Annotated in this window: 10 protein-coding genes, 3 tRNA genes, 3 rRNA genes and 2 pseudogenes; 14 read left to right on the top strand and 4 right to left on the bottom strand. The window is 53.5% G+C overall.

The window, feature by feature from the left end:
• Positions 1-121 precede the first annotated feature (121 nt).
• Positions 122-197 (bottom strand) — tRNA-Glu (locus AC6I8M_RS13170).
• Positions 198-407: 210 nt separating this feature from the next.
• Here AC6I8M_RS13170 and AC6I8M_RS13165 point away from each other — a divergent pair.
• From AC6I8M_RS13165 to AC6I8M_RS13130, 8 genes and pseudogenes are all read left to right on the top strand, one after another.
• Positions 408-1,250, top strand: a complete 843-nt coding sequence (locus tag AC6I8M_RS13165) for an IS3 family transposase (protein ID WP_022537112.1) — start codon at positions 408-410, stop codon at positions 1,248-1,250.
• Between the two features lie 38 nt (positions 1,251-1,288).
• Positions 1,289-2,140 (top strand): glutamate racemase, encoded by an 852-nt coding sequence (gene murI, locus AC6I8M_RS13160; RefSeq protein ID WP_041387011.1) that lies wholly within the window; start codon positions 1,289-1,291, stop codon positions 2,138-2,140.
• Between the two features lie 397 nt (positions 2,141-2,537).
• Positions 2,538-4,078: ribosomal RNA gene (locus AC6I8M_RS13155) — 16S ribosomal RNA — on the top strand.
• Between the two features lie 74 nt (positions 4,079-4,152).
• Positions 4,153-4,229, top strand: a tRNA-Ile gene (locus tag AC6I8M_RS13150).
• A 149-nt stretch (positions 4,230-4,378) separates the two neighbouring features.
• Positions 4,379-4,451: transfer RNA gene (locus tag AC6I8M_RS13145), tRNA-Ala, on the top strand.
• 224 nt (positions 4,452-4,675) lie between these two features.
• Positions 4,676-7,581 (top strand): 23S ribosomal RNA (locus tag AC6I8M_RS13140).
• Positions 7,582-7,719: 138 nt separating this feature from the next.
• Positions 7,720-7,835: ribosomal RNA gene (rrf, locus tag AC6I8M_RS13135) — 5S ribosomal RNA — on the top strand.
• The 16S, 23S and 5S rRNA genes sit together here with 2 tRNA genes alongside, the layout of an rRNA operon.
• Before the next feature lie 150 nt (positions 7,836-7,985).
• Positions 7,986-8,195 (top strand): annotated as a pseudogene (locus AC6I8M_RS13130) (UDP-N-acetylmuramate dehydrogenase); the annotation flags it as partial.
• On the opposite strand, the gene mobB reads toward AC6I8M_RS13130, so the two are convergent.
• Both mobB and mobA read right to left on the bottom strand, forming a co-directional pair.
• Entirely contained in the window at positions 8,114-8,614 is a 501-nt protein-coding gene (gene mobB / locus AC6I8M_RS13125; RefSeq protein ID WP_498013414.1) for a molybdopterin-guanine dinucleotide biosynthesis protein MobB, read from the bottom strand. The pseudogene AC6I8M_RS13130 and the gene mobB overlap by 82 nt on opposite strands.
• Positions 8,614-9,186: a molybdenum cofactor guanylyltransferase MobA gene (gene mobA, locus AC6I8M_RS13120; protein WP_010616797.1), complete on the bottom strand. Its 573-nt coding sequence runs from the start codon at positions 9,184-9,186 to the stop codon at positions 8,614-8,616. The genes mobB and mobA overlap by 1 nt, the downstream gene beginning before the upstream one ends.
• Positions 9,187-9,257: 71 nt before the next feature.
• Between mobA and AC6I8M_RS13115 the strand changes: the two are divergent.
• From AC6I8M_RS13115 to spfP, 5 genes and pseudogenes are all read left to right on the top strand, one after another.
• Positions 9,258-9,533: pseudogene (locus tag AC6I8M_RS13115) on the top strand (YihD family protein).
• A 46-nt stretch (positions 9,534-9,579) separates the two neighbouring features.
• Positions 9,580-10,566 carry a serine/threonine protein kinase gene (locus AC6I8M_RS13110; RefSeq protein WP_498013817.1) on the top strand — a complete coding sequence of 329 codons (987 nt, stop codon included), beginning with the start codon at positions 9,580-9,582 and terminating at the stop codon, positions 10,564-10,566.
• A gap of 26 nt (positions 10,567-10,592) precedes the next feature.
• The gene (gene dsbA / locus AC6I8M_RS13105) at positions 10,593-11,222 is read left to right on the top strand and encodes a thiol:disulfide interchange protein DsbA (protein ID WP_010616800.1); all 630 of its coding nucleotides are present in this window, start codon (positions 10,593-10,595) and stop codon (positions 11,220-11,222) included.
• Positions 11,223-11,645: 423 nt separating this feature from the next.
• Complete coding sequence (polA, locus tag AC6I8M_RS13100; RefSeq protein ID WP_498013413.1) at positions 11,646-14,435, top strand: DNA polymerase I; 2,790 nt, start codon at positions 11,646-11,648, stop codon at positions 14,433-14,435.
• Positions 14,436-14,710: 275 nt separating this feature from the next.
• Positions 14,711-14,758 carry a small protein SpfP gene (spfP, locus tag AC6I8M_RS13095; RefSeq protein WP_071892919.1) on the top strand — a complete coding sequence of 16 codons (48 nt, stop codon included), beginning with the start codon at positions 14,711-14,713 and terminating at the stop codon, positions 14,756-14,758.
• An 87-nt stretch (positions 14,759-14,845) separates the two neighbouring features.
• Here the strand turns inward: spfP and yihA are convergent, their stop codons facing one another.
• Positions 14,846-15,487 (bottom strand): ribosome biogenesis GTP-binding protein YihA/YsxC, encoded by a 642-nt coding sequence (gene yihA / locus AC6I8M_RS13090; protein WP_010616802.1) that lies wholly within the window; start codon positions 15,485-15,487, stop codon positions 14,846-14,848.
• Positions 15,488-16,042: 555 nt separating this feature from the next.
• Between yihA and yihI the strand changes: the two genes are divergently transcribed.
• On the top strand, positions 16,043-16,561 hold the full coding sequence (gene yihI / locus AC6I8M_RS13085; protein ID WP_058948902.1) for a Der GTPase-activating protein YihI: 519 nt from the start codon (positions 16,043-16,045) through the stop codon (positions 16,559-16,561).
• Positions 16,562-16,666: the final 105 nt, after the last annotated feature.

Below are 16,666 nucleotides of genomic sequence, written 5' to 3'. Positions count from 1 at the left end.
CGACGCGTCGTTTCAAATTTTCAGCTTGTTCCTGATTGTTAAAGAGCAAATACTTCGCAGCATGCTTAATCAGCACACTGTGAAGTATTATCGGTAACGCCTTTCACTCATTACCAGCAAGTGGCGTCCCCTAGGGGATTCGAACCCCTGTTGCCGCCGTGAAAGGGCGGTGTCCTAGGCCTCTAGACGAAGGGGACACTGAAGTCTCTTTCGTAAGACGCTTTGCTCATTACTTTTTCATCAGACAATCTGTGTGAGCACTTCGCGGGAGGGTATCTTCAGGTAAGGAGGTGATCCAACCGCAGGTTCCCCTACGGTTACCTTGTTACGACTTCTGAAGTGGCACACTAAATTTGGCCACCTGAACAGAGGTGATATGCTTACCTCAGAACAACACAGGTGCCATAATGAAAAAAAGAAATTTCAGCGCAGAGTTTAAACGCGAAGCCGCTCAACTGGTCCTTGATCAGAACTACACCGTTGCAGCTGCGGCCAATGCTATGGATGTGGGTCTTTCTACCATGACGCGATGGGGAAAACAGTTGCGGGATGAACGACAGGGCAAAATACCTAAAGCCTCCCCTATAACCCCGGAACAGATTGAAATACGCGAGCTGAAGAAAAAGCTACAACGTATTGAAATGGAAAACGACATATTAAAAAAGGCTACCCACCGGTATAAACGTGGTGGTCATGAACACATCGTTATCCCGAATCGCCTTGAGCGACAGTTCGCAGTGACAGAGCCTAATCAGGTGTGGTGCGGCGATGTGACGTACATCTGGACAGGCAGGCGTTGGGCTTACCTCGCTGTTGTTCTCGATCTGTTGGCAAGGAAACCGGTAGGCTGGGCAATGTCATTCTCACCGGACAGCAGGCTGACCATCAAAGCGCAGGAAATGGCGTGGGAAACTCGCGGTAAACCAGCCGGAGCGATGTTCCACAGTGACCAGGGTAGCCACTATACAAGCAGGCAGTTACTGTGGCGTTGCCGGATCAGGCAGAGTATGATCCGACGTGGAAACTGTTGGGACAACAGCCCGATGGAACGCTTCTTCAGAAGTCTGAAAAACGAGTGGGTGCCAGTGACAGGTTATATAAACTTTAGCGAAGCTGCACATGCGATCACAGACTATATCGTCGGATATTACAGCTCGCTAAGGCCGCATGACTATAACGGTGGGTTACCCCCAAACGAATCGGAAAACCGATACTGGAAAAACTCTAAAGCGGTGGCCAGTTTTAGTTGAACACTTCAACCTGTTCGATAAAGACTACGAGACAGTGTATGGCTATCAAACTCCAGGAACGGAGTACTATCTCAGCGCCAGCTACAGCTTCTGATCTGCGTCCCACCGTGCTGGTGTTTGACTCCGGCGTCGGTGGGCTCTCCGTCTATGATGAGGTCTGGCAACTGCTGCCGGGCCTGCACTATCTCTATGCCTTCGATAATGCCGGCTTCCCTTACGGTGAAAAAAGCGAAGAGTACATTGTTGAGCGGGTCGTGGCGGTGGTGGATGCTATCGTGCAGCGCGTGCCGCTGGCGTTAGTGGTCATCGCCTGTAACTCCGCCAGTACCGTATCCCTGCCAGCGTTGCGTCAGCGCTTTGAATTCCCGGTCGTCGGCGTCGTGCCTGCTATTAAACCAGCGGCCCGTCTGACGCGTAACGGCGTGGTCGGCCTGCTGGCCACGCGCGGCACGGTGAAACGGCCTTACACCCATGAACTGGTGGCGCAGTTTGCGCGCGAATGTAAAATCGAAATGCTGGGCTCGGCGGAACTGGTCGAACTGGTGGAAGCCAAACTGCACGGAGAAACGGTGTCGCTGGACGATGTGCGTCGCGCAGTGCAACCGTGGCTGCGAATGAAAGAGCCGCCGGATACCGTGGTGCTGGGTTGTACCCATTTCCCGCTGTTACGTGAAGAGCTGCAGCAGGTGTTGCCGGACGGCACCCGGCTGGTGGATTCGGGCGCGGCCATAGCATGGCGCACCGCCTGGTTGTTAGAGCACGAAGCTCCTCAGGTGCGCTCCAGCGGACAGAATGTGGCATTTTGTACGCGTATGGATGACGAAGTGGTGCAATTATCACCGGTTTTGCAGCGTTATGGCTTTCCGCTGCTGGAAAAACTGGCGATTTGACGGGGTTTCGCCGAAAAAAACAGCACTCGAAAATTAATTTGCATTTAGCCCTTGTCAGCCCGAAAGAACTCCCTATAATGCGCCTCCACTGACACGGCACAACGGCTTACGAAGCGCCCTGTTAGTGAGGTGACCCTTCACGGCAACCTTCAGAAAAGCAAAAATAAATGCTTGACTGAGAAAACGGAAAGCGTAATATACGCATCCCGCGCCGCTTGAGAAATCGCGGCACCGCTCTTTAACAATTTATCAGACAATCTGTGTGGGCACTCGCAGGATTGATATCGCAAGCCTGCGGGCTTTAAAAAATATCAAGTCTTTGCTGAGTGAACACGTAATTCATTACGAAGTTTAATTCACAGAGCATCGCTGCACTGGTTGCAGCAAATCAAACTTTAAATTGAAGAGTTTGATCATGGCTCAGATTGAACGCTGGCGGCAGGCCTAACACATGCAAGTCGAACGGCAGCACAGAAGAGCTTGCTCTTTGGGTGGCGAGTGGCGGACGGGTGAGTAATGTCTGGGAAACTGCCCGATGGAGGGGGATAACTACTGGAAACGGTAGCTAATACCGCATAACGTCGCGAGACCAAAGTGGGGGACCTTCGGGCCTCACACCATCGGATGTGCCCAGATGGGATTAGCTAGTAGGTGGGGTAATGGCTCACCTAGGCGACGATCCCTAGCTGGTCTGAGAGGATGACCAGCCACACTGGAACTGAGACACGGTCCAGACTCCTACGGGAGGCAGCAGTGAGGAATATTGCACAATGGGCGCAAGCCTGATGCAGCCATGCCGCGTGTATGAAGAAGGCTTTCGGGTTGTAAAGTACTTTCAGCGGGGAGGAAGGCGGTGAGGTTAATAACCTCGCCGATTGACGTTACCCGCAGAAGAAGCACCGGCTAACTCCGTGCCAGCAGCCGCGGTAATACGGAGGGTGCAAGCGTTAATCGGAATTACTGGGCGTAAAGCGCACGCAGGCGGTCTGTTAAGTCAGATGTGAAATCCCCGGGCTTAACCTGGGAACTGCATTTGAAACTGGCAGGCTTGAGTCTCGTAGAGGGGGGTAGAATTCCAGGTGTAGCGGTGAAATGTGTAGAGATCTGGAGGAATACCGGTGGCGAAGGCGGCCCCCTGGACGAAGACTGACGCTCAGGTGCGAAAGCGTGGGGAGCAAACAGGATTAGATACCCTGGTAGTCCACGCCGTAAACGATGTCGACTTGGAGGTTGTGCCCTTGAGGCGTAACTTCCGGAGCTAACGCGTTAAGTCGACCGCCTGGGGAGTACGGCCGCAAGGTTAAAACTCAAATGAATTGACGGGGGCCCGCACAAGCGGTGGAGCATGTGGTTTAATTCGATGCAACGCGAAGAACCTTACCTGGCCTTGACATCCAGAGAACTTAGCAGAGATGCTTTGGTGCCTTCGGGAACTCTGAGACAGGTGCTGCATGGCTGTCGTCAGCTCGTGTTGTGAAATGTTGGGTTAAGTCCCGCAACGAGCGCAACCCTTATCCTTTGTTGCCAGCGGCTCGGCCGGGAACTCAAAGGAGACTGCCGGTGATAAACCGGAGGAAGGTGGGGATGACGTCAAGTCATCATGGCCCTTACGGCCAGGGCTACACACGTGCTACAATGGTGCATACAAAGAGAAGCGACCTCGCGAGAGCAAGCGGACCTCATAAAGTGCGTCGTAGTCCGGATTGGAGTCTGCAACTCGACTCCATGAAGTCGGAATCGCTAGTAATCGTAGATCAGAATGCTACGGTGAATACGTTCCCGGGCCTTGTACACACCGCCCGTCACACCATGGGAGTGGGTTGCAAAAGAAGTAGGTAGCTTAACCTTGGGAGGGCGCTTACCACTTTGTGATTCATGACTGGGGTGAAGTCGTAACAAGGTAACCGTAGGGGAACCTGCGGTTGGATCACCTCCTTACCTGAAGATACCCTCCCGCGAAGTGCTCACACAGATTGTCTGATAGAAAAGTAACGAGCAGAAAAAACCTCTACAGGCTTGTAGCTCAGGTGGTTAGAGCGCACCCCTGATAAGGGTGAGGTCGGTGGTTCAAGTCCACTCAGGCCTACCAGATTTCTTCTCATTCTGCGTTATGTTTCCGGCTCGCATAGTTCACTATGCTTCGCGAAAACATGCCTTGCCTGAGATGAAATCACATTTCCCGTGCTAGAAACGTGACTCCTGGTGAGTGGATGTAGATGGTCTCTGCAGTGACTGTATGGGGCTATAGCTCAGCTGGGAGAGCGCCTGCCTTGCACGCAGGAGGTCAGCGGTTCGATCCCGCTTAGCTCCACTATTACAGTACTGAAACTTAATTCAGAGTATACCGGCGACGGTGTGCTGCGAAGTATTTGCTCTTTAACAATCAGGAACAAGCTGAAAATTTGAAACGACGCGTCGCGTTCATTCTCCGTAATAAGAATGAAGTGGCGATGCGTTCGAGTCTCTCAAAAGCTTACAGCTTACAAGCAACTGTGATGCCGTTATGGCAGACAGATAAACGCCTGTGGGTTGTGAGGTTAAGCGACTAAGCGTACACGGTGGATGCCCTGGCAGTCAGAGGCGATGAAGGACGTGCTAATCTGCGAAAAGCGACGGTAAGGTGATTATGAACCGCTACAGCCGTCGATGTCCGAATGGGGAAACCCAATGCACTTGTGCATTATCGTTAACTGAATACATAGGTTAACGAGGCGAACCGGGGGAACTGAAACATCTAAGTACCCCGAGGAAAAAAAATCAACCGAGATTCCCCCAGTAGCGGCGAGCGAACGGGGAGCAGCCCAGGACCTGAATCAGCTTGTGCATCAGTGGAAGCGTCTGGAAAGTCGCGCGATACCGGGTGACAGCCCCGTACACGAAGATGCATAAGTTGTGAGTCCGACGAGTAGGGCGGGACACGTGGTATCCTGTCTGAACATGGGGGGACCATCCTCCAAGGCTAAATACTCCTGACTGACCGATAGTGAACAAGTACCGTGAGGGAAAGGCGAAAAGAACCCCGGCGAGGGGAGTGAAACAGAACCTGAAACCGTGTACGTACAAGCAGTGGAAGCCTACTTGTTAGGTGACTGCGTACCTTTTGTATAATGGGTCAGCGACTTATATTCTGTAGCAAGGTTAACCGCATAGGGGAGCCGAAGGGAAACCGAGTCTTAATTGGGCGTTAAGTTGCAGGGTATAGACCCGAAACCCGGTGATCTAGCCATGGGCAGGTTGAAGGTTGGGTAACACTAACTGGAGGACCGAACCGACTAATGTTGAAAAATTAGCGGATGACTTGTGGCTGGGGGTGAAAGGCCAATCAAACCGGGAGATAGCTGGTTCTCCCCGAAAGCTATTTAGGTAGCGCCTCGTGAACTCATCTCCGGGGGTAGAGCACTGTTTCGGCTAGGGGGCCATCCCGGCTTACCAAGCCGATGCAAACTGCGAATACCGGAGAATGTTATCACGGGAGACACACGGCGGGTGCTAACGTCCGTCGTGAAGAGGGAAACAACCCAGACCGCCAGCTAAGGTCCCAAAGTCATGGTTAAGTGGGAAACGATGTGGGAAGGCAAAGACAGCCAGGATGTTGGCTTAGAAGCAGCCATCATTTAAAGAAAGCGTAATAGCTCACTGGTCGAGTCGGCCTGCGCGGAAGATGTAACGGGGCTAAACCATGCACCGAAGCTGCGGCAGCGACGCTTATGCGTTGTTGGGTAGGGGAGCGTTCTGTAAGCCGCTGAAGGTGTGCTGTGAGGCACGCTGGAGGTATCAGAAGTGCGAATGCTGACATAAGTAACGATAAAGCGGGTGAAAAGCCCGCTCGCCGGAAGACCAAGGGTTCCTGTCCAACGTTAATCGGGGCAGGGTGAGTCGACCCCTAAGGCGAGGCTGAAAAGCGTAGTTGATGGGAAACAGGTTAATATTCCTGTACTTGGTGTTACTGCGAAGGGGGGACGGAGAAGGCTAGGTTATCCGGGCGACGGTTGTCCCGGTTTAAGCGGGCAGGTGTGAAGACCAGGCAAATCCGGTCTTCTTTAACACTGAGGCGTGACGACAAGCCGCTACGGCGGTGAAGTAACTGATGCCCTGCTTCCAGGAAAAGCCTCTAAGCTCCAGGTAACACGAAATCGTACCCCAAACCGACACAGGTGGTCAGGTAGAGAATACCAAGGCGCTTGAGAGAACTCGGGTGAAGGAACTAGGCAAAATGGTGCCGTAACTTCGGGAGAAGGCACGCTGGCGCGTAGGTGAAGGGACTTGCTCCCGGAGCCGAGGCCAGTCGAAGATACCAGCTGGCTGCAACTGTTTATTAAAAACACAGCACTGTGCAAACACGAAAGTGGACGTATACGGTGTGACGCCTGCCCGGTGCCGGAAGGTTAATTGATGGGGTTATCCGCAAGGAGAAGCTCTTGATCGAAGCCCCGGTAAACGGCGGCCGTAACTATAACGGTCCTAAGGTAGCGAAATTCCTTGTCGGGTAAGTTCCGACCTGCACGAATGGCGTAATGATGGCCAGGCTGTCTCCACCCGAGACTCAGTGAAATTGAAATCGCTGTGAAGATGCAGTGTACCCGCGGCAAGACGGAAAGACCCCGTGAACCTTTACTATAGCTTGACACTGAACATTGAGCCTTGATGTGTAGGATAGGTGGGAGGCTTTGAAGCGCGGACGCCAGTCTGCGTGGAGCCAACCTTGAAATACCACCCTTTAATGTTTGATGTTCTAACGTAGGCCCGTAATCCGGGCTGCGGACAGTGTCTGGTGGGTAGTTTGACTGGGGCGGTCTCCTCCCAAAGCGTAACGGAGGAGCACGAAGGTTGGCTAATCCTGGTCGGACATCAGGAGGTTAGTGCAATGGCATAAGCCAGCTTGACTGCGAGAGTGACGGCTCGAGCAGGTGCGAAAGCAGGTCATAGTGATCCGGTGGTTCTGAATGGAAGGGCCATCGCTCAACGGATAAAAGGTACTCCGGGGATAACAGGCTGATACCGCCCAAGAGTTCATATCGACGGCGGTGTTTGGCACCTCGATGTCGGCTCATCACATCCTGGGGCTGAAGTAGGTCCCAAGGGTACGGCTGTTCGCCGTTTAAAGTGGTACGCGAGCTGGGTTTAGAACGTCGTGAGACAGTTCGGTCCCTATCTGCCGTGGGCGCTGGAGAATTGAGGGGGGTTGCTCCTAGTACGAGAGGACCGGAGTGAACGCACCGCTGGTGTTCGGGTTGTCATGCCAATGGCACTGCCCGGTAGCTAAGTGCGGAAGAGATAAGTGCTGAAAGCATCTAAGCACGAAACTTGCCCCGAGATGAGTTCTCCCTGACCCCTTGAGGGTCCTGAAGGGACGTTGAAGACGACGACGTTGATAGGCCGGGTGTGTAAGCGCAGCGATGCGTTGAGCTAACCGGTACTAATGACCCGTGAGGCTTAACCTTACAACGCCAGAGGCGTTTTAAGCTGAGAGACAGAAAGAATTTTCAGTTTGTGACGGATAAAATTAGCGGAAACGAAAGATTTTGCGCTGAGGCAACGCAGCATCAGTGAAAAATATTCGTTTCGAGCACCAGAATTTGCCTGGCGGCAACAGCGCGGTGGTCCCACCTGACCCCATGCCGAACTCAGAAGTGAAACGCCGTAGCGCCGATGGTAGTGTGGGGCCTCCCCATGCGAGAGTAGGGAACTGCCAGGCATCAAACAAGTAAAGAAGCCCCGAACCTTCGTTCGGGGCTTTTTTACGTCTGTACTTCAGCAAATTTCCCGCTAAAAACGCGAAAACTCCCCACTGTAAAACCGTGTAATCGGGTAAACTACGGCCAGATTAATCAGTAAAGGCCGTAACATGTCCAGCCCTCAGACTTCCCTGAAAGCGTTCAACACACTGGGTCTTGCAATCGCGGCTGAAAAGCTTGTTGTTGCGGATAGCGCAGAAGCCATTTCCTCAGCCTGGCACGCCAGCCAGCAAAATAATCAGCCGTTTATGGTGCTTGGCGAGGGCAGTAACGTCCTGTTCCTCGGGGATTTTGCCGGCTGCGTGGTGATTAACGCGATTACTTCATCCGTCGCAACGGCAATCACCCAGTCGTCCAGCAATTCATCAATTTCCCCCTTAACGCCGCGCCGCCATAGCACCATCTTGGGTACGGGTTCCTGTTTAAACCCCTCAACCAGCACCAGATGCAGCGTTGCAGCGTCCATACGACCTGCCAGCTCCGCTAAACTAAGCGGCTGTTGCGGTGTTTCGCACATTAACGCCCAGCGTTGCTCGCTGGCGACGACCACCTGATCGGCTCCCGCTTTGCGCAGCAGATAACTGTCTTTTCCCGGCGTATCGATATCCATCTGATGATGGGTATGCTTGATCAGCCCGGGGCGAATGCCCTGCGCTCTCAGTAGCGGAATCACCTGTTGTAACAGGGTGGTTTTGCCGGTGCCACTCCAGCCCACCACCGCCAGTAACGGCACACTCATCACGCACTTTCCTCGTTAACCAAATCGTCAGGCGTATTGATATTGCGGAAGGCGACTTCATCATCATCAAACAGTACGCCGTGTCCGCCATGCTCACGCATAAACTGCATCAGACGGCGTTCTCCGCGCAGCAGCCACGCTTCCAGATCATCTGCCAGCGCACGATGCACCAGTGCCAGCGCCGGATGATCACTCTGACCCGATGTCACCCACACGGCGGCGGCTGCACCACGCTGCTGCCACAGTCGTGCAACAAAATCCTGTGGTAGCCATGGCGTATCGCAGGCGCAAAACGCCACCCATTCGGTCTGGCTGTGCCGCAGACCACTGAGCATTCCTGCCAGCGGACCGGGATAATCAGGCAACGAATCACGAATCACCTGACAACCACTTGCCTGATAACGATCAATGTTACGGTTGGCGCTAATCAACACAATATTGACCTGCGGCTGTAATCGCTGCAGAACGTGCTGATAAAGCGGTTTGCCCTGTAATGGCAGCAAGCCCTTATCCTGACCTCCCATACGGCTGCCTTGCCCGCCTGCGAGGATCACACCGGTAAATGCGGTCATCTTCGTCTCCCTGTTTATTCTGGACGATACTTAACTCGCAGTAGCGAACCACCTGCGCAAAGGAATCAATGATGAAATATCACCGACTCAATGAACTGCTCGAATTGCTGCAGCCTGCCTGGCAGCAAGAACCCGATCTCAACCTGCTGGCATTTTTACAAAAACTAGCGCAGGAATCAGGTTTCAGTGGCCCATTAAGTGAATTAAGCGATGACGTATTGATTTAACATCTCAAAATGCGTGATGCCGGTAGCTAGGCTGTAATCCCGGGTCTGAAGAAAGATTATGAAGTGGACTTCAAAAGCGCGCTATTACGTGCGCGCGGTGTGATCAAGGATGATGAGTAGTGTTATCCTTGCGCGTTCAACGCACAGGTAACACACAGGCACAATGATGAGCGAAGCCGCTTTTAATTTTCAGACGCTGAATCCCGGCGTCATCCTCGATGCGCTCTGGGATGTCGGTCTGCGGGGCGAGTCCGGCTTAACCGCCCTGAACAGCTACGAAAACCGCGTCTATCAGTTCAGCGATGAGGATAAGCGACGCTATGTCGCTAAGTTCTATCGTCCGCAACGCTGGAGCGCCGCGCAGATCGCTGAAGAGCATCGGTTTGCTCAGGATCTGCTGGACGATGAAGTGCCGGTTGCCGCGCCGCTGGCGCTGCAGGGCAATACGCTCAATCAGCACGCTGGCTTTATGTTCGCGGTGTTCCCCAGCCTCGGTGGCCGGCAGTATGAAACCGACAATGAAGAGCAGATGGAGTGGGTGGGTCGTTTCCTTGGCCGTATTCATCAAACCGGACGCCACAGCCCGTTCCGCCAGCGGCCCACCTTGGGCCTGCAGGAGTATGTGGTTGAGCCACGTCTGCAGCTGGAACAGAGCGCGCTGGTGCCCGCTTCGCTGAAGGATGCGCTACTGAATGCGTTAGATAAACTCAGCGCCACGCTGCAGCAGAGCTGGCATAGCCAGTGGCAACCGCTTCGGCTGCACGGTGACTGCCATCCCGGCAATATTCTATGGCGCGATGGGCCGATGTTTGTCGATCTCGATGACGCGCGCACCGGTCCGGCAATGCAGGATTTGTGGATGCTGGTGAACGGCAGCCGTCAGGAGCAATTGATCCAGTGGGATATTTTGCTGGAAGCGTATAACGAATTTGGTGATTTCGATTTACACGAATTGACACTGATTGAGTCTTTACGCGCCATGCGCATGGTTTATTATCTGGCCTGGGTGGTACGCCGCTGGCAGGATCCCGCTTTTCCGCGCGCCTTCCCCTGGATGACCGATGAGGACTTCTGGCGCCGGCAGATTGCACTATTTATCGAGCAGGAAAGGCTGTTACACGAAACGCCGTTACAGCTTAGCACGCAATTTTAATGGAGTACTCAGGAGATGTTCTCACGATGAAAAAGATTTGGTTTGCGCTGGTAGGTTTGATGCTGGCATTTAGCGCCTCAGCGGCACAGTTCAACCACGGCAAACAGTACGTTACGCTGCCAAAAACGGTCGCCAGTGAGCCGCAGGTCATGGAGTTCTTCTCCTTCTTCTGCCCGCACTGCTACCAGTTTGAACGCATTTACCACGTCAGCGATGCGGTGAGAAAGAATCTGCCAGCGGATACCAAAGTGACCAAATATCACGTTGATTTCCTCGGCGGCGACTTCGGTCCGGTGGTCACGCATGCGTGGGCAGTGGCAATGGCGCTGGGTGTGGAAGATAAAGTGACTGCACCCATTTTCGACGGCATCCAGAAGACCCAGACCATTACCGACGCAGCCAACCTGAAAGAAACCTTCATTAAAGCAGTGGATATCACCTCTGAAGATTACGATGCAGCGTGGAACAGCTTCGCCGTGAAGGCGCTGGTTGCACAGCAGCAGAAAGCGGCTTCGGATGTTAATCTGCAGGGCGTACCGGCGATTTTCGTTAACGGCAAATACATGGTTAACAACGGCGGCCTGGACACCAGCTCAACGGATAACTTCGTGGCGGATTATGCCAACGTCGTGAAATTCCTGGTTGAGAAAAAGTAATTAAGCGCTGAGAACGCGATAGCTTATGCTGTAGCGGCGCGGTTATCACCCGCCGCTACAGTGAAACCAACCCACACCACATCCTTAATTCACTGAGCCGTTCATCCCTCACCGGCAGCGTTTTTTGATTACCCTTTCGCTTCATATCCACATAGACGATCGCCTTTTTAAAAAGGTGTTTCGTATTACGGCAAGATTATAAGTTACTGATTATAAGGGTATTTTAATCGTAAAATGATTGCAATTAACGTAAAAAACAATACGTTATGAATTTTACGCACAAAGTTATCCACAAGATGCTCCTTGCGATCCCCGCCGCGTAACCGCGAAAAAGATCCTCACTTTCTGCTGTTACTTCAACATTGTTCGCTGGTTGTGGCATCCTTATAACCCTGATTATCGCAACGAAGAAAATACAAACCTATGGCGCAAATTGCAGAAAATCCCCTGATTCTGGTAGATGGCTCTTCCTACCTCTACCGTGCATATCATGCCTTTCCGCCGCTGACCAACAGTGCGGGTGAGCCAACCGGCGCCATGTATGGTGTGCTCAACATGCTGAAAAGCCTGCTGATGCAGTATCAACCCAGCCATGTGGCTGTGGTCTTCGATGCCAAAGGCAAAACGTTCCGCGATGAGCTGTTTGAAAATTATAAATCGCATCGTCCACCGATGCCGGACGATTTACGCGCGCAAATCGCGCCGCTGCACGAGATGGTAAAAGCCATGGGGCTGCCGCTGCTGGCGGTGTCCGGCGTGGAAGCCGATGACGTGATTGGCACGCTGGCGCTGGAAGCGGAAAAGCAGGGGCGTGCGGTGCTGATCAGCACCGGCGATAAAGACATGGCGCAGCTGGTGACGCCGGGCATTACCCTGATCAATACCATGACCAACACCGTGCTCGGGCCGGAAGAAGTCGAACAGAAATACGGAGTGCCGCCTTCGCTGATTATCGATTTCCTCGCCATGATGGGCGACAGCTCGGACAACATCCCGGGCGTACCGGGCGTGGGCGAGAAAACCACACAGGCGCTGCTGCAGGGACTGGGCGGCATGCGATCCATCTACGACAACCTTGATAAAGTGGCCGATCTCTCCTTCCGTGGGGCAAAAACCATGGCGGCGAAGCTGGAGCAGAATCGCGATGTGGCGTTTCTCTCCTACCAGCTGGCGACCATCAAAACCGATGTGGAACTGGAGCTGGCCTGCGAGCAGCTGACGGTTAACGAGCCTGATGTTGAAGCATTGCAGACGCTGTTCAGCCGCTATGAATTCAAACGCTGGCTTGCCGATCTGCAGGAAGGAAAATGGCTGCAGGGTAAAAAGAGCAATAGCCAGGCGCAGAAATCGCTGCTTGATGAACCCGCCGTGGCCGCAGCGGAAACGGTCAGCGTGCTGTCATCCGACGGCTATGTCACCATCCTCGACGAGGCGACCTTTGCCGACTGGCTGAAAAAACTGCAAAGCGCCGACGTGTTTGCTTTTGATCTGGAAACCGATTCGCTGGATACCCTGAGCGCCAATATTGTCGGCATTGCCTTCGCCGTGGCACCGGGCAAGGCCGCTTACCTGCCGGTGGCGCATGACTATCTTGACGCACCACCGCAGCTGGATCGCGCCGCGGTGCTGAAGCAGCTGAAACCGCTGCTGGAGGACAGTAAAGCAGCGAAGGTCGGGCAGAATCTGAAGTACGATCGTGGCGTACTGAAAAATTACGATATTGAGCTGAACGGCATCAAATTCGACACGATGCTGGAGTCTTACTGCCTGAACAGCGTTGGCGGCAAGCATGATATGGACAGCCTAGCGGCTCGCTGGCTTAACCACAAAACCGTCACTTTCGAAGAAATCGCCGGTAAAGGTAAATATCAGCTCACCTTCAATCAGATCGCTCTTGAGCAGGCGGCGCACTATGCGGCAGAAGACGCTGACGTCACGCTGCAGCTGCATCTGCAGATGTGGCCAAAGCTGGAGCAGGAAGCCGGTCCGAAGCAGGTATTCGAGGCGATTGAGATGCCGCTGGTGACGGTCATTTCCCGCGTAGAGCGCAACGGTGTGCTGATCGATCAGAACATCCTCGCGAAACATTCGCAGGAGCTGACCACGCGTCTGGCCGAGCTGGAGCAGAAGGCGCACGAGCTGGCCGGCGAGCCTTTCAACCTCTCCTCCACCAAACAGCTGCAAACCATTCTGTTTGAGAAGCAGGAGATTAAGCCGACAAAGAAAACGCCGGGCGGCGCGCCATCGACCAGTGAAAAAGTGCTGGCTGAGCTGGCGCTCGACTATCCGCTGCCGAAAGTGATTCTTGCGCATCGCGGCCTGTCGAAGCTGAAATCCACTTACACCGATAAGCTGCCGCAGATGATCAATCCGATCACCGGCCGGGTACACACCTCTTATCACCAGGCGGTGACGGCCACCGGACGACTCTCCTCGAACGACCCGAACCTGCAAAACATTCCGGTGCGCAACGAAGAGGGACGGCGCATTCGTCAGGCGTTTATCGCGGGCGCGGATAAGCGCATCGTGGCCGCCGACTATTCGCAGATTGAGCTGCGAATCATGGCGCACCTGTCGCAGGACAAAGGCCTGCTGGATGCGTTTGCGCAGGGAGAGGATATCCACCGCGCCACGGCGTCTGAAGTGTTTGGTGTGGCGCTAAGCAAGGTTTCCGGTGAGCAGCGCCGCAGTGCGAAAGCAATCAACTTCGGACTGATTTATGGCATGAGCGCATTTGGTTTGTCGCGTCAGCTGAATATTGGTGCCGGCGAAGCGAAGAAGTACATGGATCTCTACTTTGAGCGCTATCCGGGCGTGCTGCGTTATATGGAAGCGACGCGCGCGCAAGCCGCGGATAAGGGGTACGTCGAGACGCTTGATGGTCGTCGTCTGTGGCTGCCGGACATCAACTCCAGCAATGCCATTCGCCGTAAAGCCGCCGAACGTGCGGCGATCAACGCACCGATGCAGGGCACCGCGGCGGACATCATCAAACGTGCCATGATCGCCGTTGACGGCTGGCTGCTGCAGCAGAACAGTGACGAGGTGAAAATGATCATGCAGGTACACGATGAACTGGTATTTGAGATCCACAAAGATGCCGTCGCAGGCGCCAGCCAGACGATCCGCGAACTGATGGAGAACAGCATGAAGCTGGATGTACCGCTGCAGGTTGAAGTGGGTACGGGCGATAACTGGGATCAGGCGCACTAAGGGCCCGCTGTCAGTCGCAGATGCAGGCGGCGGGCAGCGTCATAAGAAAAAAGTTTACTTAATCGGTTCAGCCGGTCATCAAAATTGCCGGTAAAATACAGGTTGAGTAACTGCTTATCGGCTAAGCATTTTTTTGTTAATTAAACTACATGCCCTACGCGAAAATGTGACGAAGCTGGTAAAAAAGATGTCGAATTCTGAAACTTAACAACAAAAAACCCTTTGTTGGTCAGAAAAAATCGGGTAAAGTTCATCGCGTAGGGTACAGAGGTAAGATGTTCTATCTTTCAGACCTGTTACTTCACGTAATCGGATTTGGCTGAATATTAGCCGCCCCAGTCATTTATGACTGGGGCGTTTTTTATTGGGCTTTTTCTGAAAAAAAGCGGACGCAAAGGTCCGCTCAGGCACTACTCTGACAGCGCTTCGCCGTCGCCTTCCTGCGCCGGGGTCAGCTCGCTAAACCAGGTATCGAGTTTCTGACGCAGCTTATCGACGCCCAGTTTTTTCAGCGATGAGAACATCTCGACCTGGACATCGCCCATAAATGCCAGCGATGCTTCACGCACCATGTTCAGCTGCGCTTTACGGGCACCGGAAGTCAGCTTGTCGGCTTTGGTTAGCAGAATCATGACCGGAATACCGCTCTGCCCTGCCCACTCAACCATTTGCTGATCGAGATCTTTAAGTGGATGGCGGATATCCATCAGCACCACCAGTCCTTTCAGAGCCTGACGTTTCTGCAAATATTCACCCAGCGCGCGCTGCCATTTACGCTTCATCTCTTCCGGGACTTCCGCATAACCGTAACCCGGTAAATCCACCAGGCGTTTGCCTTCCACCACTTCAAACAGGTTAATCAGCTGCGTGCGGCCTGGCGTTTTACTGGTACGCGCCAGGCTTTTCTGGTTGGTCAGGGTATTCAGCGCGCTGGATTTGCCTGCATTTGAGCGTCCAGCAAAGGCAACTTCAATGCCCGTATCCGCCGGTAGATGACGAATATCCGGCGCGCTGAGCATGAAATGGGTGACGTGATAGTTCAAAGCAGACAATGTAAAACTCCAGCAGAATGATCGGGCAATGGCGCTAATTATACCTGTTATGGCGCAAAAGTGCCCGACAGACGTCTTAACGCGCCATTTTGTAAGAGATCGCCGATAACTGCTACCAGTGATGACGGATTCATGCAACATTCATTTGCCATATTGTTTTTTATTTTCATAAGGTTAAGTTAAATATGAAAAAGACCGCTCTAAATTAGAGACAAGTCTCACTTGTTCAATTTACTGTTTGGTCTACATTTGTTGTCAGTGCACGGCAGCACCCATCAGGATGATGAGCTCAGGAGCGTCGGGGATGACCGCGAGCATGGCAGGAGAGCGATTCAGGCAGGAATCGGACAGGGACAGGGATTACTCGCAGGAGCAATGTGGCGATGGAGCAACCGGGACGTTGTGAGCCGTAAAGGATTTGACGCGTGTCTCCTTCGTATGAAGGTGCGAAATAAGGCGATAGCACAGGCTATCGCCTTATTTCTTTGTCATCTTTCTGCTAGATTTCGCCGCAATTCTATACTGAACTCACCAGGCATCGCCGAGACCGAACACATGAAGCAACCTGCACCAGCCCAGCGTGGCAAACCTGCTGCTAAAGCGAAACGCAAATCGCGTGAAGAACTGAACCAGGAAGCCCGCGATCGCAAGCGCGATAAAAAGCACAGCGGCCACAAATCCGGCAGCCGCGCCAACCCGGAAACGCAAAGCGCCGGTAAAGGGCACAGCAAAAAGAGCGCCGATCCGCGCGTGGGCAGCAAAAAGCCAATCGCGCTGGTGGCGGACGGAAAAACCCTGCCCGAGAAGAAAGTGGCGAAGCCAAAGCCTAAAGCCGAAAAAGTGCTTCTGACGCCGCAGGAAGAGCTGGCGAAGCTGGAGAACGATGAGCGTCTCGACACGCTGCTCGATCGCCTTGAGAGCGGCGAAACCCTGAGCGCAGAAGATCAGGCGTGGCTGGATGAGACGCTGGATCGCATCGACGAGCTGATGGAAACGCTGGGCATTGCGTTGGATGACGACGCCGAAGACGAGCAGGCTGAAGAGGATATGATGCGCCTGCTTAAGGGCCACTAACCGCCATTTTTGATCGGCATGCGGCTTTGCGCATGCCGCGCTAAACAAGTATTCACCTATGTTTTGGCCTAGATCAATTTTAGCGCTGCTGCTGACGTGTTATCT

The sequence above is a fragment of the Type-A symbiont of Plautia stali genome, assembly GCF_059731155.1.
Note: the sequence above shows the minus strand (reverse complement) of the source record. Positions and strands in the feature narration are given on the sequence as shown.